The sequence below is a fragment of the Hymenobacter tibetensis genome, assembly GCF_022827545.1.
GTDB lineage: Bacteria > Bacteroidota > Bacteroidia > Cytophagales > Hymenobacteraceae > Hymenobacter > Hymenobacter tibetensis.
Genome location: NZ_CP094669.1, coordinates 2,974,599 through 3,001,327, shown reverse-complemented (window position 1 = coordinate 3,001,327; position 26,729 = coordinate 2,974,599). Strand labels below are relative to the sequence as shown.

At 56.0% G+C, this 26,729-nt stretch carries 21 protein-coding genes; 7 read left to right on the top strand and 14 right to left on the bottom strand.

What is annotated here, in order from left to right:
* Positions 1–117 precede the first annotated feature (117 nt).
* Positions 118–1,479 carry a sigma-54-dependent transcriptional regulator gene (locus MTX78_RS12010; protein ID WP_243794169.1) on the bottom strand — a complete coding sequence of 454 codons (1,362 nt, stop codon included), beginning with the start codon at positions 1,477–1,479 and terminating at the stop codon, positions 118–120.
* Positions 1,480–1,614: 135 nt separating this feature from the next.
* Here MTX78_RS12010 and MTX78_RS12005 point away from each other — a divergent pair, with 135 nt between their 5' ends.
* Positions 1,615–2,271 (top strand): hypothetical protein, encoded by a 657-nt coding sequence (locus MTX78_RS12005; RefSeq protein ID WP_243794167.1) that lies wholly within the window; start codon positions 1,615–1,617, stop codon positions 2,269–2,271.
* On the opposite strand, the gene MTX78_RS12000 is transcribed toward MTX78_RS12005, so the two are convergent.
* From MTX78_RS12000 to MTX78_RS11970, 7 genes are all read right to left on the bottom strand, one after another.
* Positions 2,268–3,098 carry an ATP-binding cassette domain-containing protein gene (locus MTX78_RS12000; protein ID WP_243794165.1) on the bottom strand — a complete coding sequence of 277 codons (831 nt, stop codon included), beginning with the start codon at positions 3,096–3,098 and terminating at the stop codon, positions 2,268–2,270. The two genes, MTX78_RS12005 and MTX78_RS12000, sit on opposite strands and share 4 nt — an antisense overlap.
* A gap of 253 nt (positions 3,099–3,351) precedes the next feature.
* Positions 3,352–4,128, bottom strand: a complete 777-nt coding sequence (locus MTX78_RS11995; RefSeq protein WP_243794164.1) for an ABC transporter permease — start codon at positions 4,126–4,128, stop codon at positions 3,352–3,354.
* Positions 4,129–4,305: 177 nt separating this feature from the next.
* A complete protein-coding gene (locus MTX78_RS11990) occupies positions 4,306–6,087 on the bottom strand; it encodes an OmpA family protein (protein ID WP_243794162.1) in 1,782 nt (593 codons plus the stop codon).
* Between the two features lie 27 nt (positions 6,088–6,114).
* Positions 6,115–6,297, bottom strand: coding sequence for a hypothetical protein (locus MTX78_RS11985; protein ID WP_243794160.1), 183 nt, complete (start codon positions 6,295–6,297; stop codon positions 6,115–6,117).
* A complete protein-coding gene (locus tag MTX78_RS11980) occupies positions 6,290–7,279 on the bottom strand; it encodes a hypothetical protein (protein WP_243794158.1) in 990 nt (329 codons plus the stop codon). The genes MTX78_RS11985 and MTX78_RS11980 overlap by 8 nt, the downstream gene beginning before the upstream one ends.
* Before the next feature lie 501 nt (positions 7,280–7,780).
* Positions 7,781–8,494 (bottom strand): spheroidene monooxygenase, encoded by a 714-nt coding sequence (locus tag MTX78_RS11975; protein ID WP_243794156.1) that lies wholly within the window; start codon positions 8,492–8,494, stop codon positions 7,781–7,783.
* 295 nt (positions 8,495–8,789) lie between these two features.
* Positions 8,790–9,296 (bottom strand): pyridoxamine 5'-phosphate oxidase family protein, encoded by a 507-nt coding sequence (locus MTX78_RS11970; protein ID WP_243794149.1) that lies wholly within the window; start codon positions 9,294–9,296, stop codon positions 8,790–8,792.
* A gap of 153 nt (positions 9,297–9,449) precedes the next feature.
* Here MTX78_RS11970 and MTX78_RS11965 point away from each other — a divergent pair, with 153 nt between their 5' ends.
* A complete protein-coding gene (locus tag MTX78_RS11965) occupies positions 9,450–10,082 on the top strand; it encodes an acyl carrier protein phosphodiesterase (protein ID WP_243794147.1) in 633 nt (210 codons plus the stop codon).
* 56 nt (positions 10,083–10,138) lie between these two features.
* Here the strand turns inward: MTX78_RS11965 and MTX78_RS11960 are convergent, their stop codons facing one another.
* On the bottom strand, positions 10,139–10,654 hold the full coding sequence (locus MTX78_RS11960; protein WP_243794146.1) for an FKBP-type peptidyl-prolyl cis-trans isomerase: 516 nt from the start codon (positions 10,652–10,654) through the stop codon (positions 10,139–10,141).
* A gap of 221 nt (positions 10,655–10,875) precedes the next feature.
* Between MTX78_RS11960 and MTX78_RS11955 the strand changes: the two genes are divergently transcribed.
* A complete protein-coding gene (locus MTX78_RS11955) occupies positions 10,876–12,015 on the top strand; it encodes an SMP-30/gluconolactonase/LRE family protein (protein ID WP_243794144.1) in 1,140 nt (379 codons plus the stop codon).
* Between the two features lie 186 nt (positions 12,016–12,201).
* On the opposite strand, the gene MTX78_RS11950 is transcribed toward MTX78_RS11955, so the two are convergent.
* The 4 genes from MTX78_RS11950 to MTX78_RS11935 all read right to left on the bottom strand — a co-directional run bounded on the left by MTX78_RS11950 (position 12,202) and on the right by MTX78_RS11935 (position 16,338).
* Positions 12,202–14,196, bottom strand: a complete 1,995-nt coding sequence (locus MTX78_RS11950) for an AAA domain-containing protein (protein ID WP_243794142.1) — start codon at positions 14,194–14,196, stop codon at positions 12,202–12,204.
* Between the two features lie 78 nt (positions 14,197–14,274).
* A complete protein-coding gene (locus MTX78_RS11945; protein WP_243794141.1) occupies positions 14,275–14,817 on the bottom strand; it encodes a hypothetical protein in 543 nt (180 codons plus the stop codon).
* 106 nt (positions 14,818–14,923) lie between these two features.
* Positions 14,924–15,439: a DUF6630 family protein gene (locus MTX78_RS11940; RefSeq protein ID WP_243794139.1), complete on the bottom strand. Its 516-nt coding sequence runs from the start codon at positions 15,437–15,439 to the stop codon at positions 14,924–14,926.
* A 53-nt stretch (positions 15,440–15,492) separates the two neighbouring features.
* Positions 15,493–16,338 (bottom strand): helix-turn-helix domain-containing protein, encoded by an 846-nt coding sequence (locus MTX78_RS11935; RefSeq protein ID WP_243794138.1) that lies wholly within the window; start codon positions 16,336–16,338, stop codon positions 15,493–15,495.
* Between the two features lie 569 nt (positions 16,339–16,907).
* Here MTX78_RS11935 and MTX78_RS11930 point away from each other — a divergent pair.
* The 4 genes from MTX78_RS11930 to MTX78_RS11915 all read left to right on the top strand — a co-directional run bounded on the left by MTX78_RS11930 (position 16,908) and on the right by MTX78_RS11915 (position 25,350).
* Positions 16,908–19,991: a SusC/RagA family TonB-linked outer membrane protein gene (locus tag MTX78_RS11930; RefSeq protein ID WP_243794136.1), complete on the top strand. Its 3,084-nt coding sequence runs from the start codon at positions 16,908–16,910 to the stop codon at positions 19,989–19,991.
* A gap of 24 nt (positions 19,992–20,015) precedes the next feature.
* A complete protein-coding gene (locus tag MTX78_RS11925) occupies positions 20,016–21,632 on the top strand; it encodes a RagB/SusD family nutrient uptake outer membrane protein (RefSeq protein WP_243794135.1) in 1,617 nt (538 codons plus the stop codon).
* Positions 21,633–21,946: 314 nt separating this feature from the next.
* A complete protein-coding gene (locus tag MTX78_RS11920) occupies positions 21,947–24,088 on the top strand; it encodes a glycoside hydrolase family 97 protein (protein WP_243794133.1) in 2,142 nt (713 codons plus the stop codon).
* A 752-nt stretch (positions 24,089–24,840) separates the two neighbouring features.
* Positions 24,841–25,350 carry a CAP domain-containing protein gene (locus tag MTX78_RS11915; RefSeq protein WP_243794131.1) on the top strand — a complete coding sequence of 170 codons (510 nt, stop codon included), beginning with the start codon at positions 24,841–24,843 and terminating at the stop codon, positions 25,348–25,350.
* Positions 25,351–25,476: 126 nt separating this feature from the next.
* Here the strand turns inward: MTX78_RS11915 and MTX78_RS11910 are convergent, their stop codons facing one another.
* A complete protein-coding gene (locus MTX78_RS11910; RefSeq protein WP_243794129.1) occupies positions 25,477–26,571 on the bottom strand; it encodes a glycoside hydrolase family 43 protein in 1,095 nt (364 codons plus the stop codon).
* Between the last annotated feature and the right edge of the window lie 158 nt (positions 26,572–26,729).

Sequence of the window (26,729 nt, the reverse complement as noted above, 5' to 3'; positions counted from 1 at the left end):
GAGCGCAGCGAAGCATCTCGCGTGCTAACACTGGATTAGCATTGCAACATCAGCAAGTGAGATGCTTCGCTGCGCTCTGCATGACACATGAAGGGGATGCTGGGCGTTAATTACGCGCTACAGGCCGTATTCCTGCACTTTGCGGTAAAGCGTGGTTAGGCCGATGCCGAGCTGGCGGGCGGCTTCGGTTTTGTTGCCTTGAGTGCGGTGAAGCAGCAGTTGAATGTGGCGGGCTTCCACGGTGCGGAGGCTATTGTCGTCGGGGCTGGCATCGGTGAAACTGAGCGGGGCGGGCGGGGCGTGAAACTCGTCGGGGAGGTAGGCAGCGGCCAGGGGCTGGTCGGCGGGTGCGAGAATGGCGGCGCGTTCCAGCACGTTTTTCAGCTCGCGCACATTGCCGGGCCAGGGATACTGTTGGAGCAGGCGTAGGCATTCCACATCGAGACCGGGGAGGCGCTTGCAGAGCTTGGCGGCGAAGTATTGGAGGAAGTATTCGGCCAGGGCGGGCACGTCGGTGGGCCGGTCTTTGAGCGGCGGCACGTTGATGGTGAACACCGAGAGCCGGTAGTACAAATCGGGGCGGAAACGGCCTTCGGCGGCTTCCTGCTTGAGGTTGCGGTTGGTGGCTGCTACCAGGCGCACGTTCACGTTGGTGGGCTTGGTGTCGCCGAGCTTGGTGAACTGCTGCAACTCCAGCACCCGGAGGAACTTGGCTTGCACGTTCAGCTCCAATTCCCCGATTTCATCGAGAAACAAGGTGCCGCCGTTGGCTTCTTCCAGCAAGCCTTTCTTGTCGGCCAGCGCCCCCGTAAAGGCGCCTTTCTTGTATCCAAACAGCTCGGATTCCAGCAACTCCCGCGGAAACGCGCTGCAATTCACCGCCACAAAGGCCTTCGACCGGCGCGGACTCGCCTCGTGGATGGCTTGCGCAAACAGCTCCTTGCCCGAACCCGTGGGTCCTTCCAGCAGCACGGTGCTATCCGTCACTGCCACTTGCTCGCCCATGGTTTGGGCCCGCCGCAGCGCCCCCGACGAGCCAATCATGGAGCTGAAGCTGTGCCGCTGACCCATTTTGCGCTCCAATTCGGCCACCCGGCGGCGCAGGCGCGCTTTTTCGGCGGCCCGATCTACTACTACTACTAGTTGCTGCTCGAAGTCGCCTTTGGTGAGGTAGTCGAAGGCGCCCTGCTTCATGGCCTTCACACCATCGGGAATGGTGCCGAAGGCGGTGAGCAGTATCACTTCCATGTCGGGCGCTTTGGCCTTGAGGCGGGGCAGCAGCTCCACGCCGTTGGCATCGGGCAGCTTCACATCGGACACTACTACCAGCACGTCGGCGGCGTGTTGTTCCAGCAGTTCCAGGCCGCGCCGGGCGTCGGGGGCTTGCAGAATCGTGTAGCCTTCCAGTTCCAAGACCCGCGCCAAGAGTTGGCGCAAGCGCGGTTCGTCGTCAATGAGTAGGAGTGTTCCGGAGGGCATTTTGTGGAGAGGAAGGATGAATTGGGCACTCAAAGAACGTCAGACTGCGGCAGGTCAGCAATGCAAGCTGATCCTGATAAAGAGTGACGCATTATTATGTCTAGTTTTGATGACGTCGATTATTTTATTCTCTGTATGCCTGAAGTTTCTTTGAAGCTTGCTGAAGCTGTTAAATTACTGAGTAGCTCGAAAGCACTCAAAAGAGAATCGGGAGCCAAAAGACTGCGAAAACTTGGCCTTGCTGAATCCGGAGAAGTAATATTTAGTGCATTGCAAAAAGAGATTAAGGACAAGCGCACTTGGTCAACTCAATACCATTTGATAATTGCTCTTGGTGTGGTCAAGCATCATTCTGCACTGCCTTTTTTATGGGAATTTGCGCATCGTGACTTTGATGCAACCATTCTCTATATGGCTTTGGGCGATGCAATAATGCGCCTCTCGTTACTTGAAAAACCACTTAAAGATGCGTGGAAAGAGATTTTGCAAACACAGAACCCAAAGATTATCTACGGTGCGCTTCGGGCAATAGCATTGCTTAAATTGGTGCCCGATGACTCAATTGTGCAGGATATAATTGATGTAGCTAGGAAACCTGAATTTGTGGATGGTGTTCGAGGATATCCGGGAGACCAATCTGGACTTAGATATTGGGTGGCAATAGCTAGTGCAGGTTGGAAGCCATTGTTAGTCCGTGAATTTCTGCTGGAAAGTCAGCTAATTAATGATACCAGCTTAAAGTATGCAGCTGAAAATGCTTTGAAGGGGAAATATGCAAGGTGGGATTATTAACTCCCCCGAATCTCGCTCTTAATCTCCTCCACGAACTGCGCGAATTCGGGTTCGGCTTCCACGTTTTTGTGCCAGGCTAAACCCATTTCGGCGAGGTTGTATTGGTGCTGTTGGGTGATGGTAGCGCCGGGGATGAGCTGGCCGGTGGCGTCACGCTCGTAGCCGAGCAGCCACAGCCGGTCGGCGAGGGCGGTGGTGGTGGCAATATCGTGGGAGACGATGACGACGGTGTTGAGCTCGTCCATGGTCGTGACTTCGAGGATGATTTTCTTGACCTCGTCGATCATGGCCACGTCGAGACCGGAGAAGGGCTCGTCGAGCAGGATGAGGTGCTCGGAGCAGAGCAGTTGTTGGGCAATGGCGGCGCGCTGGCGTTGGCCGCCGGAGAGGTGCGCCGGGTACTTCTTGCGGTGCGGCGTGAGGCAAAACCGGTCGAGGTAGGAAGTTACTTGGCGCTGCGCCTCGTCGGGGGCGTGTTTGCGGAGGGCGGCCACCAGCAGGTTGTCGTGGAGGGTGCGGTGGTCGAAGAGGGGGTAGCGCTGCTGCACGAGTCCCACCATGCCCGGCTGCACCGGCAACTGCTCGACGCCCACGTGCACCGTGCCGCTGCTCGGGGCCAGCAGCCCGGCCATGATGCGGCACAGCACCGATTTGCCGATGCCGGAGCGGCCGTAGAACCCCACGACCTGCCCCTGGTTCATGCCCGGCCGGGTCACGTCAAGGACCTGTGCATTGATGTCGCGCAGAACAACTTCCCCGTTGAACGTCATCGATACGCCTTGCAGCGTGAGGACCGGTTCTTTGTAGTTGTAGGGTAGAGGAGTCACGAGTGGTGAATTTGTGAAGTGGTGAGGGGTGAGTCTGTGAGAAAAGAGCATCATGCTGAACTTCATTGGCCATCCTTTTCTGTCTATCCAATTCCCATCTGTCATCCTGAGCTTGCGAAGGACCTTATGCCCGCCGAACGAGACATTGCATTGCCTGCCGTTTTATTGTGAGAAGGTCCTTCACAAGCTCAGGATGACAGATGGAGAAAGGATACGCAAATGCGGACGTTAATAAGGGGGCTTTACTGCCGTTTTAGCGCGCAGTGCTAAGACTTGAATAGGGGAAGAACACGCGGCGCAGGAGTACGAATAGGTAGTCTTGCAACGCACCCACGGCCAGAATAACCAGTTGGATGGACACAACGCCGGCCAGGTGCAGGTAGCGGTTTTGCTTGTAAAGCAGGAGCCCAATGCCGCCTTCCGACTGGTAAAGCGTCTCGACCAGCGTAATCATGGTCCAGATGATGGCGAAGTTCTGGCGGACCACTTCCAGCATATCATCGAGCTTGCCGAGCACAATCACCTCGAAAAAGCTGCGCCACTCGCTCATGCCGAGGGTGCGGGCGTGGTCCATTTCCTCTTGCGTGGTGGTCAGAATCACGCTGGTCATGCCCGTCACGAAGTACACCGTGGCCCCGAACACCAGCACCGACAGCTTCACTTGGTGACCCGAGCTAAGCATGAGAGCCATGAAAAACGTGAGGCCCGTGAGGGTGAGGTAGCGCAGCTTGGTGGCGGCGTAGGCCAGGGGCCGAAAGAACGGCAGCGCCGTGAGGTAGGAGATGAACAGGGCCAGCACCGTCGCTATACCCACTGCCTGAATGGCCGTTACCAAGCTGGCCCACAGCTCCTGAATCAAACCCTGCGTGCGCACCAAGTCCTGAAAGGCGGTCAGCACTTCGCCGAGCGTTGGGAACAGCTTGAGCGGATACAGCAGCCACAGCACCAACAGCACCAGCCCCTGACACGCCACCATGGTCAGGAAAACCGACTGACGCGGCTGAGCATTCGGGATGAATAGATTTTTCATACGTCAACCTCACCCCCCGGCCCCCTCTCCTCAGGGAGAGGGGGAGCCTGACGAAGGCTTTTTAGATGTGAATGGTTTATGCGAATCAGATAGGACAAGTACTCATGCAGCGCTAGCGCCCCCGTGGCTCCCCTCTCCCTGAGGAGAGGGGGAGCCACGGGGGGGGGTGAGGTCCACTTAGTTACCCAATACCACTTCTACCCGGCGGTTTTTGGCTTTGCCGGTGGGGGTGGCGTTGCTTTCGACGGGCTCGGTGGCGCCGTGGGCGTAGACCTGCACGCGGCCTTCGGGGAAGGCGCTGGTGCTTTTCTGTTGCAGCCACTCGCGCACGGACATGGCGCGGTCTTCGGAGAGTTGCTGGTTCTTTTGCGGGTCGCCGACGTTGTCGGTGTGGCCGTGCACGGCTACTTTCAGGTTGCCGGCCACTACCAGGTCGTCGAAGAGTTGGTTGAGCTGCTGCTCGGCGGCGGGCGTGAAGGAGCTTTGGCCGGTGTTGAACTCGATGTTCCAGGCTCGCTTGCTCACGTTGCGGCGGATTTCATCGTCGGCGGCAAACTTCTGCTGGTCGGCGGGGGCCACGGCTTTGCCTTTGTACTGGGTTTGCATGTTCTTTAGCAAGCTGAGGTCCAGCATCTGGTCGAGGGGTACGTAGCTGGGCAACTCCTTGGGGTAGAGCTTGCTTTGCACGTCGCCGAAGGTTTTGTAGACAGAAGCGTAGATGTTGGTGCCGCCTTCTTCGAGGCCGAACAAGGCCAGGTTGTCGGCGAAGTTGAAGGCCTTGCTGCCCCCGAGTTCCACCACTTCGCCAGTACGGTCGGCTTCGCTCACGCCCTTGTAATACTTCAGCCAGTAAGCGCCGTTTTTGTCTTTGTCGGCGTACACGTCGGCCGAAATGTCAGCGGCCCGTTTCAGCGCCTCGGGGTGCGACTTCACTTGGTCGCCGGCTACGGCGAAGGCGGTCATCAGGCCAGCCACTTCCTTCTGGTGGGCGTCGTACCAGCGCTTGGTAGTCACCATAATGTTGGGCATCTGGTTGGAGTAGTCTTTGGTGGACACGATGCTCACCAGGCCGCCTTTCTGCTTGGCAATGTTCACGTCGCCGGGCGTCCAGGTGGCTACGGCATCGGCTACCACGTCGATTTTCACGCCGGTATTTTTGCCGTTTACCACTTTGGTGCGCTGCTCAGGCTTGCCCACGATGTACTTTTCGGCAGCTACCAGGAAGTCAGAGGCCGACATGAAGTTCACGGCTTCGGGGTCGTAGGTGGTTTCGTCGGGGTTGACTTTGAGGCCGTTGTCGGCGCACCACTTCAGGGCAATGTTCTGGTCACCGTCGCGCAGGTAGCAGGCAATGGTTTTGCCCACGGCCAGCTTGGGGTTGTCGAGCCACTCTTTCGGGCCCATCAGCTTGTCTTCGCCGAACGATTTGCCCACCGAGTAGGGAATGATTTGGAGCTGCGTGCCCACTTTCTTGAGCTGCTCCTGCACCGCCGAGAAGCCGGGCAGTCCGTCACCCATGATGCTCACAATCAGGCCGGGCGTGCTAGGGTTAGCGTCGAGGTCGGCGGCATTCTTCACTAGGTCGGCCTGCATTTTGGCTACGTCGTCTTGGCGCACAATCTGAAGGTCAACACCGTTGGCGGCCATGGCCGAGCCTTGGGTGGTGCGGGGGCCGCCGTTGGCCAGCATACCAGCCATTTGCGAGTTCCAGGCCATTACTTCCCACGTGATGGGCGTGCCTTTTTCGGTGGGCGTGGTGCCGGGCAGGTCAGCCAGTGGCACCGCAATGTTGGCCCGGTTGCCGCTACCAGCGGCGATGGGCAGCTCAATGGAGTTGAGTAGCACCGACTGCGTGTCGGCTTTCTTGAACACGGCACCACTGGAAACCACTTTGTTGATGCCGAAATAGAGGGCCACTACGATGAGCAGGCCAATTACAATTTTACCGCGAGTAGTCATGGTATGGAAAAAGCTAGAAGTCAGGAGTTAGAATTGGGGAAAAGTGGGGCGCCACGCTGCTACAAGAGCTGCTTTAGGTGCCGGCATGGCGAAGACAAGCGGCGTGTGAGGCGCTACCGTGGGCGCGGGGCGGAGCTGGCTGAGAGGCGCTGCGGGGAAGAAGGTGTTGAGGCCCGCTAGCACCAGGGTCATCAGCAAAAAGCTAGTCAAGCAAGCTAGAATAGGCATCATTGGAGGCTCTGCGGATTTGGTTGGGTGACTGTGGGGCTTGGGGCTTTTCGTCCATGATGGCGCTGAACTCGCCTTTCTGATACATGCCGAGCAGGCGCTGGCCTTTTTCGCTCATCACGCCGTTCTGGATGTCCATTTCCTTGACGAACTCCTGCGAGTAGCGCATGGCCTGCTTGATCTGGCCGAGCTGCGCGGCCATGTCCTGGGCTACCCGGTCGGTGGCGAGGTCGAAGAAATACTTCTTGTCGGGGTCTCCGCGCAGGATGTTCATGGCGGCCCGCATGCCCGAGCTGGTGCGCTTTACCAGGGCGTATTCGTCTTTCAGCAAACCGACTTTGAACTTGCTGTTGTCGATTTGGCGCAGAGCCGCTTTCAGGATCTGGCGCATTACCAGGCTCACGTTGGCCGTGGTGGTGAGCATGGGCGTGAGGCGCTGGTTGTAGTCCTGGAGTTGGGCGGCACGGGAAGCGTAGCTGTCGGAGGCGTCTTTTTCGCCCTGGCGGGTGGCCGAGGCAGCCAAGGCTAGGTACTCCTGCATCTGGTTCTGGTTGTCGGTCAGCTTGCGCTTTACCAGCTCGTGGGCGCCTTCGATGTGGCCGACCTCACCCTCCATGTTGCGGGCCTCCTTCTCGGTGTTCCGGATGTAGTCCTCCATGATACCGATGGGGTCGGTATTGACGAAGATGCCCGCCGCCGTGCGGAAGATGCGCTGCCCGGCGTACCACAGCCCCGCCTTCACCCGCTTGTTGGTAATCAGCAGAAACAAGGCAAACAGCACCCCAAGCCCAATCCCAAGCTTCACAGTGTCGAACACAATGTCGACGAGGTAGGGCACGATGACGCCCCAGCTATACACGCCGGCCCCCACAAGGCCAGCCAGAAAGACCCACCCGGCCACTTTTTCGGGCTGCTGCCACTTCGGCAAGCTGGTCGGTTGATCGGTAGGTAGTAGCGTGTTCATAGGAGTGTTGGTGAATTGGTGATGGATACCAGAATCCAAGACCAATGCCGCGTCCTACCTTTCTTTCTATAATTTGTTTAAATAATTGATAATCAATATTATAAAATAAAAACACCTCCTGATGTAACATCAGGAGGTGTTTGAAACCCTACCAAAACGGAAGGGTATTTTCCAGAACGGATGGGTGAAAGAGAGGTTGGAGCTATGTCATCAATTCACCACAAACCAGCTTTTCTAGAGCTAAAGTCTAGTTCCCCGTCTCAGATGAGGAGGGGTTAGGGGGGACTTACCATTGTTTATCTCGAACGTCATGCAGAGCGCAGCGAAGCATCTCGCTCGAATCGTTGAGTTAGCATGGCAACGTCAGCACGCGAGATGCTTCGCTGCGCTCTGCATGACGTTCTTATGGATCGTTCAATAAATATCAACCACCCTTGACCCCTCCTTATCTAAGGAGGGGAACTAACCTTCTAGTATTAAAATAAGGTAGTTTAGACGAGCTTAAACTGTTGCTTGCAGCATATCCAGCGGGTTCTTGCCATCTAATGTGCCCTCGCTGCGCAGCACTTGGAAGCGGGCGAATAGCTCCTCGCCGTACCACTTTTCTTGACGCGTGAGCTTGATAACTTCGCGGTGAGTGGCGTCGCGGTAGGCGTATTGCTGCATCTTTTGGGCTGATTCCCACACGCTGAACGTGGCTTGGCGAATGATGGGCAACTCGCCAAGGCCAATGGCGGCCCGCACACCGTCGGCGTGGGCTACGGCCGCACTAGTGGGGGCTACATATTGCCAGAAGCGCCAGGTTTTCTGCCACCGGATAGAAGCGCGGGTTAGTACGGCTACAGGGGCATCGTCGGCGGGAGCTAAGTCTAGCGTTTCGTAGTCAAACGGATTCGTGCCATCCCAAAGGCCGTGCGACTTCAGCGGTGCCAAATCCAGCGTCCAGGTTTCAACGCTGCGCTGACGATATTCCTGCCACAAGGCATGCTCCTGAAAAAAGGCTGCTGCTGCTGCTGCCGAGTCCCACACCGCCATAAAGCCGTAGCGGTGCAAATTCGGCCAGAGCCCGAAGCCGTTGGCATTGCCACTACCCGCCAGCTTGAAAAAGCGCAGGCCGGATACCTTTTGCAACTGCGGCGGCGAAGTGCCCATCTGAGCCAATCCCCACCGTTTCTGGTTAGGCTGAAGCGTGAATAAGGTAAGAGTGGTAAGCAAGGGCAGCAGCTTTGATGTGAAGCGCGCTTTCGCTTTTATCAGCTAGCGCGGAGCAAACAGAAGTAGGGCACAACAACTTGTACGCCACAACACGCATGCCCGAAAACAACAAAGAAGGGACGGAATTGCTTCCGCCCCTTCGTAGATAGCTCAGAAAGACAGTTAGGGTTGGGTTGTTGGTGGGTTTGGGTTGGTAGCACAAAGCTCTACTTCGTTGCCCGCCGCACGACTATAGTTCACAAATCGAAGGGCTAGACAGCAAAGCAGAGCTTCGCGTTGGAGGGCAGAAAATTACTTAGGGTTTCACTTGGGTGTGTTCGTCGCCGGTGGGCTGGTACCGCTCGCCAGTTATTACGGCTTTTGCGTAGCCGAAAGCGCGTACAAGTACGTTGCTCGGCTGGTCCCAATACTCGCCCCGCACAATGTCAATGCGCAACAAGGCGATATTCGGATCTTCTGGACCATTTGGGAACCAAGCCCGCAGACCTTCCGACCAGTATTTCTTGATAAGCTCGGAGTTTGTGGTAACCGTTGCTGTGCCGGAAACGGCCACGTAAAGGTTATCCTCAGGCTTGGAATAGTTCAGGCTTACGTGCTGATCTTTTTTTACTTCGAAAATCTTAGCGGAGTCCTTTTCTGTGTAGAACCACAATGTGCCGTCGTTTTGCGGCTCTTGGGTGTACATCGGACGACTATGAAGGGTGCCATCTTGCTCGGCAGTAGTCAGCATGGCAATCTTGATGTCCTTGATGCGCTTGATCAGCTCAGTTACATCGTGACTAACGGCAACTTGCTCGGCCATAATTTCAGAGTTTTGGTAGTGTAGGTTGGAGCTTAGGGATACGGCTCTGCTCCGCGAAGGTTATTTTGGCAGCTGATTGTTGGTGGTTGCTTGTTAAGCAGTACGTGTAAACAAGTAGTTTACCTTCAACTAGCAGCAGTCCACAACTACTTCATGAACTTCCTGGCCCACCTAGTTCTCTCCGATACGCCCGCCGCGCCAAATTATCCTGACGTAGTAGTTGGCAATTTTGCCGCCGAAGCCGTGCGGGGTCGTGCTGCGCTGGAAGCGTATCCGCCGGCCGTGCAACGTGGCATCCGCCTGCACCGCTTCATCGACTCGTTCACCGATGCGCATCCGCTTGTGCGCCGGACCACCGCCCGCTTGCGCGAATCAGGCCTTGGCAAATGGGCGGGCGTCGTTTCCGATGTCGGTTTCGACCACCTACTAGCCCGCGACTTCTCACATTACCACTACGACCCTACCGAGCCGCTGGCAGCCTTCGCCCAACGTCATTACGCCTTACTCCACGCCCGCCGCCAAGAGTTGCCAGAGCGCCTACAGCAAACCCTCTACTACATGCGCCGCGACGATTGGCTTAGCGGCTACGCGTATCCTCTAGGCCTAGAGCGGGCCTTGCTGGGACTAAGCCGCCGCGCACCATCCGGGTCCGTGCTGGCTACAGGCGCCGCCGCGTTTTTGGCAGAACTGCCCGCCTACGAAGCGGATTTTCGGGAGTTTTGGCCGGAACTGCGGGCAGCGGTAAAAGCTGAAAATAGCAGTAGAGACCCGGAGAGCGGACTTTAGCAACAAAAAACGGGGCCAAGAGGCCCCGTTTTTTGTATCAGCAGATAAGTAACAGCCTAGTGGGCGTGGCCGCCTTCACCGTGGACGTGGCCGTGGTCTAGCTCTTCTTGCGTGGCTTCGCGCACCTCGGCTACTTTGCCGTCGAAGTGCATCACCATACCAGCGAGCGGGTGGTTGAAGTCCATTTTTACGCTGTCGGGGCCAATTTCTACCACTTTGCCTTGCATGTGGTGGCCTTGGTTGTCGGCCATGGGGAGGAAGTTGCCGACTTGCAGCATCTCCTGGTCTACCTGGCCGTCGATTTCAAATACGTTCTTCGGGATGTCAACCACGGCTTGCTCGTCGTACTCGCCGTAGGCTTGCTCGGGGGTGAGGGAGAAGGTGAAGGAGTCGCCAGCTTGCTTGCCGTCGAGCTGGCGCTCGAACTCTTCTGGTAAGCCGCTCTGGCCGAACAGGAACACCATGGGCGCATCCGCTTCGGCTGATTCTACGAGCACTTTTTCCTGGTTGTCATCGGTCACGCTGAGGTCGTAGGTGATGGTGACGACTTTGTTTTCGCTGATTTGAGCCATACTGCAGGGGGACGGGTGAGTCCTGGTGTGGGGTTGGAAATGGAATTCGGGCGGCTAGTTACGGAAATGGCCGATAATTCTAGCTTTCCAAGGGTGATACTCTAACCCGAACGAATGGGTTTTAAGGAAGTAAAATTTTGGCATCTACTAACGAGCTTACCGGCAGCCCGTTAAGCACAGCATCAAAATCGTTCTACTCTGATGCTTGCGCACACCACACAATGAAACCCAAACTTCTCTCGCTGCTCTTAAGCGGCGCTCTGCTAGCTAGCTGCCAGTCCAACACCACCACCGAAACGCCCACCACACCCGAACAGCCCGATATGCCCGGCGACTCTACCACGTCTGGCGCCGCCACGGATACTATAGCTACTATTGGCAGCCCAAAGCTGCTGCATACCCTCGACGACGCCCACAACACCCCCGACGGCTTAACGCTGGCACCCAATGGCAGCATCATCCTATCCGTGCCCAATTTAGCCGACAACTCGAAGCCGGCGGTACTTATGGAGATGACCGATACCAGCCTCAAGCCCTACCTGAGCAACCTGCCCGTCGAGCCCACCACCAAGAAAGCCGCCCCCATGGACTTGGCGTTCGGCCCAGATGGCAACCTCTACTACGCCGAAAACCAGTACGAAAACAGCAAGGATTTTAAATCCCGATTGATGCGCGTACGTGTGACCAACGGCAAGCCCGGCACCGTAGAAACGGTGGTCGACAACTTTGCGCTGGCCAATGCCGTGGTCTGGAAAGGCAACAAAATCTACGTGACCGACAGCCAGTGGGATATGTCCGACAACGACAAAGGCAGTGCCGTACTGGTCTTTACCTTGGCCGAGCTGAACAAGGGGATAGTGCACCTGAAGCCCAAAACCATGGACCCGCACGTACTAACCACCTTCACCACCCAAGTCAACGAAACCGGCGTCGATAACGGAGCCGACGGCCTCGATTACGACAGCAAAGGCAATTTCTACACCGGCTCGTTCGGCGACGGTACCTTCTATAAGATGACGATGAAGCCCGACGGTACCCTCACCAAAAAAGAGGCTCTGACGCTCAAGGGCAAGAAAATAACTTGCGTCGACGGCCTCATCATCGACCGCAAAACCGACAAAGCCTACCTCTGCAACTCCCGCGAAAACGCCATTGAAGTCGTCAACCTCAAAAACAACACCGTCACGACGCTAGCCCAAAACGGCGACACCGACGGTACCAACGGCCTCCTGGACCAACCCGCCGAAGTGCTCCTTAAAGGCAACCGCCTCTACGTTTCCGACTTCGACAAGCCCGAGAAGAACTTCGTCAACAAAAAGTCCGACGCTCCCCACACTATGTCGGTGATTGAGGTGCAGTAAAAAGCGCTTCATTCCTCGTTTTTTCACGCTACGAGGAGAGCAACTGATTGCTCATGCTAATATCATTTATAATATAAAAGGCCCGCTGAATAACCAGCGGGCCTTTTATGTTGTCAGTAATAGCGCTAAAAATTAGGATCTAGCTGCCATCCACTTCTGAAGAGTGAGCTAGGAGAGAGGCCTCTTTTATTGCAATTCCCAAGCAGTTCTATACGCCCCAATACTTTCCGTGTAATCAAGGAAGGCCTTGTAGAACGGGTGTGAGCCGAGTGTGGACGAATCGCCGACGATGAGGAGCTTCTTGCGGGCGCGGGTCATGCCTACGTTCATGCGGCGGATGTCGCTCAGAAAGCCGATGTCGCCCTGGGTGTTGCTGCGGGTAAGGCTAATGGCAATGATGTCGCGCTCCTGGCCCTGGAATGAGTCAACAGTGCCAACGCTCAGCATGCGGTGCTCCATGAGGCCCGCCAACTCGTTGTTCTCTTCGATGGCGTCCTTAAGGTAGTTGATCTGGGCGCGGTAGGGGGCAATAACGCCGATGGTCAATAGGTCTTCGGTATGGTCAGCGGCATCGTAGGGCTCTAAGAGTTGTGCCAAGCGCTTGAGCAGCAGATCGGCTTCCTCGGGGTTGGCAATAGAGCGGCTTTCGGCAATTCCTAGCTCCTGGAAGCCAAAACCAGCGGTGTCCAGAAACTCCACGGCTTGGTCGGGGGCAAAGCGAATGTCGTAGTCGGGCAGGTCGGCGTGGGCCACGGTGGGGGCGGCTTGTAGCTTGCCGTCATAGAACTGTTCGGAGCTAAATTCCATGATCTGCTCGTGCATGCGGTATTGCACTTGCAGCATGCGGGCCGTTTCGGGCTGGCGCCGGATACACTTCTCGAACAGCGTTTCGCGCAAGGCTCCGGCTTTTTCGCTCTTGATGGTAGGTGGCAGCTGCTGATGGTCGCCGGCCAGCACCACGCGGTTGCCTTTGGTTATCGGAATCCAGCAGCCTGGTTCCAGCGCTTGCGCAGCCTCGTCGATGAAAATGGTTTCGTAAGTGAGGTGGCGGATGGCACGGTTGCTGGCGCCCACTAGCGTGCAGGTGATTACCTGCACTTTATCCAGCAAGTCCTCGGTGATGTAGCGCTCCAAGTTGTCGGAGTCTTGCAGCATCAGGTGGGCCTGCTCTTTGAGGGCGCGGCGCTCTTCCCGTTCTTCCCACCCGAAGTGGCGCTTGAACTTGCCGGCTACTTCGCGGTACTGCTCGGCGGTCTGGCGCATGCTTTTAAGCTCGGGGTAGCTTTTGTGTGCCATAATCTGAGCATCGAGCGTGTGCTCGAGCAGCAAGTCCGATACCCGGGAAGGGTTGCCCATCCGGATTACGTTCACGCCGCGCTCAGCCAGTTTCTCTGTCAGCAAGTCCACAGCTGTGTTGCTGGGGGCGCACACTAGCACCCGCCGCTCGCGCCGGGTGGTTTCCATAATGGCTTGCACCAGCGTGGTGGTTTTGCCGGTGCCGGGCGGGCCGTGAATGATGGCTACGTCCTTGGCCGCCAGCACGTGCCGCACAGCCGCCAGCTGCGACTCGTTGAGCGGGCTCGGGTAGTAGAGCGTGGCTTCGTTTTCGGGGCGGAACTGCGCGGGTTTGGCGCCGAGCAGCACGTTGCGCAACTCGGCCAAGCGCCCATCGAAGGCGCCCATCACTTTGCCCAAGGCGTACTCCATCTCGCGGTAGCTGACCTCGTCGAAGGTTAGGTCCACGCCGAGCTTGCCTTCGTCCACCCAATCGGGGAGGTCTTCTTTGGTGGTGGCCAGCAGGATTTTATTGCGCTTTACGGCCGTAATCACGCCGTTGAGCGTGGGCCGGTCGGAGCCAGAGCGGCCGGGTACGTTGCCAAACAAGGCCGCGTTCTTGCCCACCTGAAACAGGTGCAGGCCTTTCTGCGAAGCCGGGCGTTCTAGCTCTAGCACCAATTTGCCACCGAAGCCGATGTCTTCTTTGATGATTTGGACGGGATACCAGGTCAAGCCGCGCTGTTGGCGTTCGGCAATGCTGGCCTTGGCGTTTTTGAGTTTGAATTGCTCTAGGTCCTCTTGCTGTTCCAGCTTCATGAGGGCCTGCACCTTACGCAGCTCTTTCTCGATGGCGTAAGGGTCGGTATAAGTAGGTTGTTCAGTCAACAGAGTGGTCTTGTGCATTCGTTGATAACAACGAAAACGGGAAATAGGTGGCCGAAGGTCGGAGAGATTTTTAAGAATGAGCCTGCTCGTAACAGATTAGTTGTAGCTAACAAACTGCGTGTAGTACTGTTGGATTTTGCTGTCAGGGCCAATTAGAAATAGGTAGATTATCGACTGATCGAACAACGAAAGAATACTTCGCACGCTTGGACCTCCATCTTGGTTGTTACTGACTTCTGCCAGCAGCATGTCATTGCTCAGGCGCGAAAACATAACAACCATACAGCCTTTATCAGTGCCAGAAGTAGAAGTCAATCGAGCTGTTAGCCGCGAGAAATAAGGCTTATGATAGCCTGACGCATCTAGTGTACTCAAAGAGTCGTGTAGCCGATTCATTTTTTTGTAACCGGAGTATTTCCACTTCCTCCCAAGCTCCTCTGCAAAATTCAGCTGATTTAGGTGGACAATACTGTCAAACACAGCCACGCAAGAACTGCTTCCGCGGAATTTTTGAAAGGCAGTGTCGGATTTAATGATCAGGTAGGCTTCTTGATATAGCTTTTTAGAAGCAGGATTATAAGACTGTCCGTAAATCAAGTATGAGGTGAGTGTAAAAACAAAAATAAAAAATAGCCTCATGAAAACAATGAATATTGTCTGATAGTATTTTTTAGATAAGATGAATTATTTATGAACTTTGAAAGGGCTTAGGTATTGTGCTAGATAAAATGGTAGGTAAGTTTTTTTATTTGATATTTTCAAACAATCCATTTGCTTTTTCTTGTATGTTTAGCGGTATAACTGTCAGCACATAGCTGTCAGAATCTATATCTAACATTTCTATAGCATAACCTAATGGCTCTAATTCTTCATCATTAATAGAAAATAATATTTCATAAGTATCAATGTTGTCTTCATATAGATTATTCTTTGATAGTTGAAAACCATAATTCTTAGCTTTGAGCACTTCGTTCAATTGCAAGCGAATTTCTTCTTCGGCTTCCTTCCAATCAATTTCTATCATTTGATTGTTTTCTATCAACATATCAATCAAAACAAATTTAGAAGTTAACTCAACATCCTCCGGATAGCTTAACCCACGTCCAGATAGAATAAATTCTCTATCTGCATTATAAAATGATTGAGGATCTTCAATGGCTTGTTTGAGCTTAGTCATTGCTTCGTCTCTCAATTCTGCTGAAGTTACAATACTGTCAACTATATTTTTATATAGTTCAATGGTAGGATGGGTGTTAGGCATGATAAGTTTGTAATTGTGTAATGTGGTTTAAATAATTGTTGTATGTGTTTGCCTCAGGCTTGCAGGCGCTTTTTGAATTGCAAGGGATTCTCGCCGGTTACCCGTTTAAAGGTTTTGGTGAAATAGGATAGATTCTCGAAGCCGCAAGCAAAGCAAGCCTCCGAAACGGTTGTGTCTTGCAATAGCAGCTTTTGGGCCTGGTGTACCCGGTATTGATTTAAAAACTGCGTGAAAGTGAGCCGGGTAATGCGCTTGAAATAGCGACAAAAAGCGGCTTCCGTCAGGTTGGTAAGGGCGGCTACCTCCCGAATTTCAATTTTGCGCGGGTAGTGCTCCGCTACCATTTCGCTCACGCGCTGAATGCGCTGCTGCTCCTGTAGGTTGTAGGTGCTCGTAACGGCGGAGCCGTGCAGCAGTGTGTGGTCGTTGCTAGTGGCCAGCTGTTGGAATATGCGGAGCAGGGTCAGTAGCCGCTCAAATGGCGGGAGGTCGGGCAGTTGCGCTAGCTGCCGGCCAATTAGGTCTTTGGTATGGCCATGAAAGGAAACACCAAATCGGGCGCGTTCAAACAGTTGCGTGATAGCCGCAAACTCAGGGGTTTGTTTGAATGCATCACCCAAGAAATGGTCCTTTAGCTGAACCACTACTTTTTTAGGCTCCGTCGCGACGCCGTAGTCGAAATTCAGGTGCGGAATATTCGGCCCGATAAACACCAAGTCACTGCCCTCGTAGCGCGAAATATGGTCGCCAACGTGGCGTGTGCCATTGGCGCCCTCGATGTACACCAACTCGTATTCGGGATGGTAATGCCAGAAGAAAATATCGGTTATGCAGGGGGTGAACAGGAGGCGAAACGAGCTTTCTGCATCAGGCTCAATGTGTTCACGGACAATCTTCATCGGCACTTTTTTGTGAATATGTAAGCTAGTACACGGTTTTAAGCTAAAGCGACAACAATTTAGTGCTAAAAACGGCAATTTGTGTTCTAACTCTTGGGGGGCTTGCTGGGCTTTATTTGTATCCCCATTCACCCCTAAAAGTATGAACGCCCCGAATGCAGCTGTACTGGCCATGCCAGTTGATTTGCCGTCTTGCCCTTAACGTCTGGCAATGAAGCGCCTACACGCTGTGAGGCGCTTCGCCGCTTAGTTGTGGCAACGGGCAGCTTCTGATAGCTGAGCTCGCGCTTTGCGCCCCGACATTGGCCTAGTGCTCCGTGCTTCTATCAAGCCACTGCTTTGAAGTCACACTAATGCAATCCTTTGCACGTGCCTTGAAGACGAATTCATACCCCGTTGCCTTGCAGTGGAGAAGCGTCGATTTACAATACATCCTTCAGCCTGATTTGCTTGACCGCAAGGCTATCTGCTGCTCTTCGCTCACACTACCAATCCAGCTATTCCACTCGGGTTTGTGGGCTTCAACGACAAACAATCTTTTCAAATCACTTACCTAATTCCCACAACGCATGCCTTTTTCAATACCAGTACCCCGGCGGGCCAGACCGCTCCAGTGGGCTCTGCTGCCCACGCTTGGTAGCGTTTTCCTGCCCGGCATTGCGGCCGCTAATCCAGCTGGCCTGGCAGTCAATGTGTCCCTGCTTGCTACGGCGCCAGTTGCTGGTGGCACCATCACGGGCCGAGTAGTTGATGCCAGCGGCGAAGGGTTGCCCGGCGTGACGGTGGTGCTGGAAGGCACCTCCCTCGGCGCCAGCACCGACGGTACCGGAGCCTATTCCATTGCCAACGTACCAGCCGGTTCGTATACCCTCGTCACTTCCTACGTGGGATTCAAAGCCAACCGCACCCCCATTATCGTCACGGAAGGTGGCACTACGGCGGTGCCCGTGGCTACGCTAGCTGAAAACACCACCTTGCTCAGCGAAGCCGTAGTAATTGGGTATGGCTCGCAACGCCGGCAAGACGTAACCGGTGCTGTTGAACAGATCGACGAGAAGCAGTTTGTGAAAGGGCAGGTAACTACCCCCGAGCAGCTAATTCAAGGCAAAGTGGCTGGTGTGCAAATCACGACGGCCAGTGGCGCACCAGGAGCAACCACCGATATTCGTATTCGGGGCGGCTCATCGTTGAATGCGTCCAACTCGCCCCTAGTTGTGATTGACGGCGTGCCCGTCGACAACACCAGCTTAGCCGGCAACAGCAACCCCTTGTCGTTGATTAACCCCAACGACATTGAGAGCATTACGGTGCTGAAAGACGCTTCTTCGACCGCCATTTACGGCTCGCGGGCGTCGAATGGGGTGATTATCGTGACCACCAAGCGCGGCTTGCAGGGCGAGGCGCTGCGGGTGAACGTATCCACGCAGCACTCGTTGGCCAAGCCCGCTGATTTTGTGCCTGTGCTGTTGGCCAGTGAGTTCCGCGCGACGGTAGACCAGTACGGCAACGACCAGCAGAAAGCCACGCTCGGCACGGCCAGCACCGATTGGCAGAAAGAGATTTTCCGCACCGCCTACACCACCGACAACACGGTGAGCTTGATTGGTTCGGCGGGCAAAGTGCCCTTCCGCGTATCGGGGGGCTACCTCAACCAGCAGGGCCTGTTGCTCGACAACAGTTTGAAGCGCTATTCCGGCTCGGTGGGCGTGACGCCTTTGTTGCTCGACGACAACCTCCGCATTGATATCAACATCAAAGGTTCGCTTATCAAGAACAATTTCTCGGCGCAGGACGCTGTGAACCGGGCCGTGTATTTTGATCCGACCCAGCCGGTGTATGCGGCGGATTCCCCGTTTGGGGGCTTCTTCGAGTTCACCGACAATGGCAACATTCGCACGTTGGCTCCGCGCAACCCCGTGGGCCTTATCAAGCAGCGCGAAGATTTGAGCACCGTCAAACGCAGCATTGGTAATATTCAGTTGGATTACAAGCTGCCGTTCGTGGCGGGGTTGTCGGCCAACGTGAACCTGGGCTACGACGTGCAGCGCAGCGACGGAACCTTGTTCGTGCCGGGTGCCGCCGGTTCTGATTTCCTGCGTGGTGGCATTAACCGCGAGTACAAGCAGGGGCTCAACAACACGCTGCTGGAAACCTACGCCAAGTACAACCGCGACTTCGGCAAAGCGAAGCTGGAAGTGCTGGGCGGATACTCCTGGCAGCAATTCCAAAACGAGCAGTACCGCTTCGACGACAACCGGGCCGATGGTACGGTGTACGTGGCCGCCGAGCGCACCTACGACAACCAGCTTAGCTTCACCGATCAGTACAACCTGCTGTCGTACTACGGCCGCGCCAACCTGAACATCAACGACCGGTACTTGGTGACGGGTACGCTGCGGGCCGACGGCTCGTCGCGCTTCTCGCCCGATAACCGCTGGGGCTATTTCCCTTCCGGTGCAGTGGCCTGGCGCATCAAGGGCGAAGATTTTTTGAAAGAGTCTACCACCATTTCCGACCTGAAAATCCGCTTTGGCGTGGGACAGACCGGGCAGCAGGATATTGGAACGGGTAGCGGCAACCTCTACGGTTACTTGCCTTTCTACTCGCTCAGTTCCAACCTTTCGCAGTATCCGCAGGGCAGCAACTACTACCGCACCTTGCGGGCCGAGTTCTACGACCTGAACCGCAAGTGGGAAACTACCACCACCTACAATGCGGGCATTGATTACGGCTTCTTTGGGGGCCGCGTCTACGGTTCGGTGGATGTGTACAAGCGCGATACCAAAGACCTGCTCAACACCGTGTTCCTAGCGGCTTTGACCAACCAAACCAACGCCGGTACCATCAACGTGGGGTCGTTGACCAACAAAGGCGTGGAAGTGGCCGTGAACGTGGATGCGGTGAAAGGCGACCAGCTGAATCTGAGCTTGAACGCCAATGCCACCTTCAACCGCAACGAACTCACCAAACTAACCAACTCCGACTCGCCGAACGCGGTAGGGGTAGTGGTGAGCAACAGCTCCATCTACAACTTCGATGGCGAGCCCAACCAGAACGCCCAAATCAACACGGTGGGCTATCAGGAGGGCGCCTTCTACGTGTATGAGCAGAAGTACGGCACCGATGGCAAGCCGCTACTCAACGAATTTGTAGACCGCAACAACGACGGTACTGTGGATAGCCGCGACCTGTACCGCTACAAGTCGCCGCGCCCCAAGGCCATCCTCGGTTTCGGGGGCAACCTGACCTATGCCAAGGCTAGCTTAGCTTTCACGTTCCGTTCCAACCTGGGCGGCTACCTCTACAACAACCAACGTTCCCGCTCGCTTTTCTCCCAAAATTCCAACGGCTTTATCCGCAACTCGGGGGAAGAACTGCTGTACTCTGGCTTCACGCAAAACGCCAGCAACCAGTTCCTGTCCGACTACTACGTGGAAGACGCTTCGTTCCTGCGGTTGCAAAACGTAACCGTGGGCTACGATTTCGGGGAGTTGGTGCGCAAAGGCACCACCTTCAACGTGTCGTTGGCGGCGCAGAACCTGTTCCTGATTACCGACTACAAAGGGTTGGATCCGGAAGTTAACACCGGTGTCGACAACACCATCTACCCCCGGGCGCGCACCATCACGGTCGGTCTAAACCTGGGCTTCTAATTCCCACTTTCTTTTCGCTCTGCCATGTTTCCTACCTATATAAATCGCCGTTTGCGCGTGCTGGCTCTAGCCGCCGTGCTGGCCCCGGTTGCGTTTTCCTGCTCCAAAGACCTCGATCAGTCGCCGAGCTATCTGGCTAGTCCCGAGGTAGTGTACCGCGACCCCGAGCAGATTCAGCAGGTGCTGGCTCGCCTCTACGCCACGCTCTCGGTGAGCGGGCAAAACGGCGGTGTCGACCGCGCCGACCTCTCGTTCATCCCGACGGATTATGCCAACTACCTGCGTGCTTACTGGAAGATGCAGGAGTTAACCAGCGACGAGGCCATTATTGCCTGGGGCGACGCTGGGTTGCCCGAACTCAATGCCAACACCTGGAATGCTGATAATCAGTTTATCCGGGGCATGTATGAGAAAATTTTCTTCCAGGTGTCGGGCTGCAACGATTTCCTGCGCAACACCACCGACGAGCAACTAGCCAGCCGCGGCATCACGGGTGCCAGCGCCGACCAAGTGCGCCAATACCGGGCCGAGGTGCGGTTTCTGCGAGCCCTGAGCTACTACCATGCCCTCGACCTATTTGGCAGTGTGCCCTTCGCCGACGAAACGTTCCAGGTGGGCAGCGGGGCGCTGCCCGCGCAAATATCCCGCGCCGACTTGTTCGCCTTCGTTGAATCCGAGCTGAAAGCCATTGAGGGCACCCTGGGCGCCCCGCGCCAGCCCGGTTACGCCCGCGCCGACCAGGCCTGCTGCTGGACGCTACTCACCAAGCTATACCTGAACGCCCAAGTGTACACTGGTACGGCTCGCAACACCGAGGCCGTAACGTACGCCAACAAAGTGCTGGCCCCCTCGGCGGGCTACCAATTGTCGCCCACCTATCGGTTCCTATTTCTAGCCGACAACAACACGTCGGCTGCGCGTAATGAAATCATCTTGCCCGTAGTCAACGACGGTGTGCGCACCCAGAGCTTTGGCAACACCACGTTTTTGGTGCACGCTTCGGTAGGGGGTAGCATGTCGGCCACCGAAGCCGGCGTAAACGGGGGCTGGTACGGCATTCGGGCTAAAAGCAACCTCGTAGACCTATTCCCTGGCGGCGCTACCAGCACCGATACACGGGCTTTGTTTTACACGGCCGGCCAAACCAAGCAAATCAACAGCATCTCGTCGTTCAACGATGGGTACGCCTCCACGAAGTGGCGCAACGTTACCTCGACCGGTCTACCCGGCTCTGGTTTCCCGCCCGCCGGCAACGGCGACTTTGTGGATACCGACTATCCGCTGTTTCGTCTGGCTGATGTGCAGCTGATGTACGCCGAAGCCATATTGCGCGGCGGTACGGGTGGCGCGGCCGGCACGGCGCTGGCGCAGGTAAATGCAGTGCGAGCCCGCTCGAATGCAACGCCCTTGGCTGCGGTGAGCTTGCAGGATATTCTGGATGAGCGCGGCCGGGAGCTGTACTGGGAAGGCCACCGCCGCACCGACCTTATTCGGTTTGGTAAGTACGCCACCGGCTACAACTGGCCGTTTAAGGGAGGGGTAGTTGCTGGCAAGGACATCGAGCCGTTCCGCACGGTGTTCCCGTTGCCCAATACTGATTTGGTTGCCAACCCCAACCTGAAGCAGAACACTGGCTACTAAGCACACCTAAACACCATAGCCGCTGGGCGCTACAAAACACGTAGGGCCCGGCGGCTACTGTGCTTGAGAACGTACTAAAAAACGCTTTTTTAGGTAGTGCAACCCGTGCCCATTCTGGCTTTCAGATAGCCTAGGAGTTGTTCTGAAAAGCAGAAGAGGGCAACTGCTGTTCTTTGTTTGAAAGAGGCCGCAGGGTTCTATACCGGCGCAGTACTGCCGAAAGCTGCCACTTCATTTCAGCTGTCTGAGCTTCATCTATTTCGCCCATCAACCGCCTGCTTGTTGTCACCCTATTACTTCATTTCTTTTCCCACATGAAGCACTCTTCCTTTTCTTTGCTTGCTATTTCTTTCGGACGAGCCAGCCGTACGGTGCTGTTTCTGGGGTTGTGTTTGCTTTGGCAGACCACCCAGGCGCAAAGCGTTAAGTCGCCCAATGGCCAGCTGACGCTCACGTTCGCCTTGCAGGCCGACGGCGTTCCGACCTACCAGCTTACCTACAAAGGCCGCCCGGTGCTGAAAACCAGCACGCTGGGCTTGGAGCTAAAAACCGCGCCTTCGCTCACCAACGGCTTTGCGGTGGCCGGCACCAAAACGGCTACCTTCAACGATACCTGGCAACCCGTGTGGGGCGAGGTGAAAACCATTCGTAACCACTACAACGAGCTGGCCGTGACCCTGACGCAGGCAACCAGTAGCCGTACCATGCTGGTGCGTTTCCGGGTGTTCGACGACGGTCTGGGCTTCCGCTACGAGTTTCCCCGCCAGCCCAAGCTCGACTACTTCACCATTAAAGAAGAGCGCACCCAGTTTGCTCTGGCTGGTGACCACAAAGCCTTCTGGCTGCCCGGCGACTACGACACGCAGGAGTACAGCACCGTCACTTCCAATTTGTCGGAAATACGGGGCAAGATGAAAGCGGCTACGACGCCCAACGCCTCTCAGACACCTTTTTCAGCCACGGGAGTACAAACGCCGCTTATGCTCAAAAGCAAAGACGGCCTGTACATCAACATCCACGAGGCGGCACTAATCGACTACTCGGCCATGCACTTAGAGCTGGACGACAAGAACTTCGTGCTGGAGTCGCACCTGACGCCCGACGCCGTGGGCGACAAGGGCCTGATTCAGACCCCGGCCAACTCGCCCTGGCGCACTGTAATTGTGAGCGACAAAGCGGGTGATATTTTGGATTCCAAGCTGGTGCTGAACCTCAACGAGCCCACCAAGTTCAAGGACACTTCTTGGATCAAGCCTGTGAAGTACGTGGGCGTGTGGTGGGAAATGATTACGGGCAAGAGCACGTGGTCGTACACCAACCAGGAAAACATCAAGCTCGACTCCATCGACTATTCGAAGGTGAAGCCCAACGGCACCCACGGCGCCAACAACGCCCACGTGAAAGAGTACATCGACTTTGCCGCCAAACACGGTTTCGACGCCGTGTTGGTGGAAGGATGGAACACGGGCTGGGAAGACTGGTTCGGTAAGCACAAAGACTATGTGTTTGACTTTGTGACGCCCTATCCCGACTTCGATGTGGTGGAACTGAACCGCTACGCCGCCAGCAAAAACGTGAAGATCATCATGCACCACGAAACCTCCGGCTCGGTGCGCAACTACGAGCGGCACTTGGATTCGGCGTTTCAGTTCATGAACAAGTACGGCTACAACGCCGTGAAAACCGGCTACGTCGGCGACATTGTGCCGCTAGGTCACCACCACTACGACCAGTGGGTGAACAACCACTACCAGTACGTGCTGGAAAAAGCGGCCGAGCATAAAATCATGGTGAATGGCCACGAAGCTGTGCGCCCAACCGGCCTGGCCCGCACCTACCCAAACCTGATTGGCAACGAAGCGGCCCGCGGCACCGAGTACGAGGCCTTCGGCGGCAACAACGCCGACCACACCACCATTCTGCCCTTCACGCGCCTCATTGGTGGCCCCATGGACTACACGCCGGGCATCTTCCAAACTAAGGTCAGCGCCTACAATCCGCAGAACACGTCGTTCGTGCACAGCACCCTGGCCCGGCAGCTGGCCCTCTACGTGACCATGTACAGCCCCCTGCAAATGGCCGCCGACTTGCCCGAAACCTACAACAAGCACCTCGACGCCTTCCAGTTCATCAAAGACGTAGCCGTGGATTGGGACGACACCAAGGTATTGGAAGCCGAGCCCGGCGACTACATCACCTACGCCCGCAAAGCCAAAGGCCAAGACAAGTGGTTTGTGGGCAGCACCTGCGACGAGCAGGGTCGCACCTCTAAAATCAACTTGAACTTCCTGCCCGCCGGCAAAAAATACACGGCTACCATCTACGCCGACGCCAAAGACGCCCACTACGAAAAGAACCCGCAAGCCTATCAGATTCGCAAAGTCTCTGTCACCAGCAAGACGAAACTCTCGCAGCTCTGCGCGCCTGGCGGCGGCTATGCCATCAGCATCATGTAAAGCCCCCGCAGTGCACCGCTCTTTCTAGCAGCGGCAGCACGCTTAAAGAAGCCCGTATTCCCTCGCTAATGCAGAGTGGAGTACGGGCTTTTTTCGTGCGTGCTGCTGAACGCACTGCATTGAGCATCTGGCAAGTCCCAGACCGCCTCTGGTAACTGGGGCAGCTAGGTGGGTACTACCGAGTTCGGGAACACACAATTACTATATAGTACCAACGCTAAGTGCCTTTCAATGCCTAACTGCGCTATTTGGCATGGGTGTTGTACTAAACGACAGCGCCCAAGCGTTTTGGTGTGGAAGGCAGAGGGGGCCGAGCTTTGCTTGCCCCTGTCGCGCACTCAATTGCTCATCAGTTAGGCATAGGTTGGCGCATTTTTATTCTATTGAAAAGTACCGTTTCAGTCGGCGTCTAGGCTGCGGCAATCCGCTTACCTGAACGTTCGGTTAGCAGCAAGGCGAAGCATCTACTTTAGCTGTTGCCGCTGACCTAAGTACTAGCCTATCAAGTAGCACTATCTCTCTTCAACTGGAGCTGTAGCAGAAGCCTGCTGCTCTCTGGCTGAGCGAAGTGTGCCTTGCGAGCAGCTTGACTTCCGCAGTGCGGGCAACTCCTTGGCCGCAAGCGGTGGCTGGTATTGCGCGTGCTTGGGAAACCCAGCAACCAGAAGTATCCCCTGCCATGCCAGCTGACTGGCAGATTGCTTTTACCTCTTACCTTTCGCCGCGGAGCGCCCATGAAATTCCTCGCTTGTTTGCTTTTTTCTTGCTTCACCGTTATCAGCAAGGCTGCTGCTCCCGCGCTGGCTGCCTCCGCTGCGCCAGCCGTCAACTGGACCGATGTACGCACTACGCCCACCTTGCTTCAGCAGCTGAACAGCTATCGGCTGCGGGCGGGGTTGCGGCCACTGGTGCTAAGTGAAACTGCTTGCCGGGCGGCTCGTCTTCAGGCCATCTATAACATCACGCATCGTACGCACGGCCACTTTCACCCGCAGTACGCTACTCCGCGGCAACGATTAGCCGCTGTAGGGCACCAATTCGAAAAGGCGAGTGGGTTTGTTAGCTACGGTTTCGAGAACTGCGTGCGGTTTCGGGGTATGCGCTCCAGCAATCTGCGCAGCATAGAAGCCCAGATACTGCGCGCTTACCAACATTCGCCGAAACACAACGCCGCCCTCCTGGACCCCAACCCCACTAAAGTGGGAATTGCAACGGTTTACGACGGCGACGAACTGCAAAACTCCATGGTCTTCTGCATCTGATCTAGGGACTAAAAAAAGTGAGCCCTACGATGCCGGAGCACAGTAGGGCTGCTATACAGTAAAGCCGCCGCTTGCGCGGCGACTTGGGCTAGGGCGTACCGTGGGTGGTTGTCTTGCTCTGCCCCGCTATGGCTGCGGCTGCGGCGTGTAGGTGGGGCCCACAGCACGGGGGCCTTGCGCCGTCCAATCCAGCCGGTCGATGCAGAGCTGCCGCTCTTTCATGCCCTTGTCCCAGGCGTGGTAGATCAGAAACTCGGTTTTGCCATCGGGGCCCATGGTGTGGGAATGGTGGCCGGGGCCGCGCACTTTGCCGGGTACCTGGTGCAAAACCCGGGCGCCGTTTTCGGCACCGGCGTCGGAGTAGGGCCCGAGGATGGAGTCAGCCACGCAGTAATCGACGCCGTACCGGTCGGTGAGGAAGTTGGCGCCGCTGTAGAAGCAGTAGTATTTGCCTTCGTGGCGCCGCAGGAAAGGCCCTTCCAGGGTGTGCCATTCGGCGAAGGTGCGGTTGTCGTAGAGCGGCATGGTGCGGTTCTTCTCAAACACCGTCCAGGGGTGGCGGGCCCGCATGACGGTGCGGCTCTCGCCGGCCAGGCGCGTCATTCCCACCAGCTTATCCACCGCCAGGCCGGTGCCGGGGAGGTAGCCGTTATCGGTGTCGATGAAGTCGCGGGCGTAGAATAGGTACCACTGGCCGTCGGTGTCGCGGTAGGGGTGGGCGTCGATGGTGAACTTGCTTTCGGGCACATCAAGCAGAGCTGCCATTTCGTAGGGCCCTGCCGGATTTTTGCTGGTTGCCACGTGCAGGCGGTGGCCCACGGTGGCGGCTATGGCGCCGCCGCCCATGGAGTAGTACATGTAGAATGTGCCCTCATGAAAGACCACCTCCGGCGCCCAAAAGTCGGCGCCCTCGGCACCCACTGGGGGCACTAGGGCACCGCCTGCTGGCTTCCAGGTCACCAAGTCGGGGGAAGTAAGAACCGTGAAGATTCGGTTATCGGGGCTGGTGCGGCCTTGGCCGGTGGTGCCGAAAGCATAGTATTGGCCTTCGTGCTGCAGCACAAATGGGTCGGGGAAGGAGTGTGGGTACACCGGGTTGGTGTAGGTGGCTTCCTTGGCTGGCGCGCTAGTACAGGAATCTAGCAGCAGAGGCAAAGAAACGAGCCCTAAAGCAGTGGTACGCAGAAAAGACCGGCGGGAAGGCGAGGAGCTAGGAGTCATGAGGGGCTACAACGAAAGTGCGCTAAGTAAAGCTAGAAATACTGTTCTGCTACAATCGGCTACTGTACAGAAATGCAGCGGATGGAACAGTAAATTGAAAATGTGTAAATAAAAGAGGGTTCATTTTCAACTATTCGCACAAATATGAAAAAATATAT

Coding starts and splice junctions, on each gene's coding strand:
- MTX78_RS11995 (WP_243794164.1), bottom strand. CDS start 4,128: ATGAAAAATCTATTCATCCCGAATGCTCAGCCGCGTCAGTCGGTTTTC.
- MTX78_RS11910 (WP_243794129.1), bottom strand. CDS start 26,571: ATGACTCCTAGCTCCTCGCCTTCCCGCCGGTCTTTTCTGCGTACCACT.
- MTX78_RS11960 (WP_243794146.1), bottom strand. CDS start 10,654: ATGGCTCAAATCAGCGAAAACAAAGTCGTCACCATCACCTACGACCTC.
- MTX78_RS11925 (WP_243794135.1), top strand. CDS start 20,016: ATGTTTCCTACCTATATAAATCGCCGTTTGCGCGTGCTGGCTCTAGCC.
- MTX78_RS11945 (WP_243794141.1), bottom strand. CDS start 14,817: ATGAGGCTATTTTTTATTTTTGTTTTTACACTCACCTCATACTTGATT.
- MTX78_RS12010 (WP_243794169.1), bottom strand. CDS start 1,479: ATGCCCTCCGGAACACTCCTACTCATTGACGACGAACCGCGCTTGCGC.
- MTX78_RS11965 (WP_243794147.1), top strand. CDS start 9,450: ATGAACTTCCTGGCCCACCTAGTTCTCTCCGATACGCCCGCCGCGCCA.
- MTX78_RS11935 (WP_243794138.1), bottom strand. CDS start 16,338: ATGAAGATTGTCCGTGAACACATTGAGCCTGATGCAGAAAGCTCGTTT.
- MTX78_RS11970 (WP_243794149.1), bottom strand. CDS start 9,296: ATGGCCGAGCAAGTTGCCGTTAGTCACGATGTAACTGAGCTGATCAAG.
- MTX78_RS11990 (WP_243794162.1), bottom strand. CDS start 6,087: ATGACTACTCGCGGTAAAATTGTAATTGGCCTGCTCATCGTAGTGGCC.
- MTX78_RS11920 (WP_243794133.1), top strand. CDS start 21,947: ATGAAGCACTCTTCCTTTTCTTTGCTTGCTATTTCTTTCGGACGAGCC.
- MTX78_RS12005 (WP_243794167.1), top strand. CDS start 1,615: ATGCCTGAAGTTTCTTTGAAGCTTGCTGAAGCTGTTAAATTACTGAGT.
- MTX78_RS11930 (WP_243794136.1), top strand. CDS start 16,908: ATGCCTTTTTCAATACCAGTACCCCGGCGGGCCAGACCGCTCCAGTGG.
- MTX78_RS11940 (WP_243794139.1), bottom strand. CDS start 15,439: ATGCCTAACACCCATCCTACCATTGAACTATATAAAAATATAGTTGAC.
- MTX78_RS11955 (WP_243794144.1), top strand. CDS start 10,876: ATGAAACCCAAACTTCTCTCGCTGCTCTTAAGCGGCGCTCTGCTAGCT.
- MTX78_RS11980 (WP_243794158.1), bottom strand. CDS start 7,279: ATGAACACGCTACTACCTACCGATCAACCGACCAGCTTGCCGAAGTGG.
- MTX78_RS11950 (WP_243794142.1), bottom strand. CDS start 14,196: ATGCACAAGACCACTCTGTTGACTGAACAACCTACTTATACCGACCCT.